General features: G+C 71.8%; 1 protein-coding gene. It reads left to right on the top strand.

Annotated features, from left to right (window positions below; all coding sequences use genetic code 11):
- The coding region (locus KUM32_RS40350; protein WP_217146667.1) for a Mur ligase family protein at positions 1 to 939 on the top strand (939 nt) is incomplete at both ends.

The following is a 939-nucleotide window of genomic DNA, read 5'->3' as shown; positions in this document are numbered from 1 at the left end:
CCACGGCGGCCGTCCTCGCGTCCCGCTACTACGGCGAACCCGGGCGGGGCATGGACATGGTGGCCATCACCGGCACCAACGGCAAGACCTCGGTCTCGTACATGGTCGAGTCCGTGCTGCGGATCTCCGAGGGGGTGCGGGCCGGCGTGATCGGCACGGCCGGCAGCCGCATCGGTGACGAGCTGATCCCGATGCCCCCCTCGGTGCTGACCACCCCGGAATCGCCCGACCTGCAGTACCTCCTGGGGTGCATGCGCGATCGCGGGGTGGGCACCGTGGTGCTGGAGGCCACGTCCATGGGCCTGCTGACGCACCGGGTCGACCGGACCTTCGTCGACGTCGGCGTCTTCACCAACCTGAGCCAGGACCACCTGGACGACCACGGCACGATGGACAACTACCGGGACGCCAAGCTCCGCCTCTTCCAGGGGCTGTGTCGGCGGGCCGTGGTCAACGCCGACGATCCGGTGGGCGCCCGGATCGGCGCGCTGATGCCCGGCGCGGTGACCACGTACGCCCTGGACGCCGAGGCCGACTACCGGGCCACCGACCTGGTGGTGGACGCCTCGGGCACCCGTTTCACGCTGCACCACGACGGCCGCAAGCACCCGGCCGCGATCCCGACCCCCGGCCGGTTCTCGGTGGCCAACGCGCTGGCGACCGTGGCGGCCTGCCACACCCTGGGGCACGACCTGGCCGGGCTGGTCGCCGCGCTGGAGCGGATGCCGCAGATCCCGGGGCGGTTCGAGCGCGTCACGACATCCGGCGGCGCCTCGGTGATCGTGGACTACGCGCACTCCCCGGACTCGCTGAACAAGGTGCTCGGCACCATCCGTGGCTTCGCCCGGTCCAAGGTCATCACCGTCTTCGGCTGCGGCGGCGACCGGGACACCACCAAGCGGGCCGAGATGGGAACGATCGCCGGCACCCACTCCGACC

Source organism: Streptomyces sp. AC627_RSS907, from assembly GCF_019049165.1.
The sequence above is the reverse complement of the archived record's forward strand: the minus strand, read 5'-3'. Positions and strand labels throughout refer to the sequence as shown.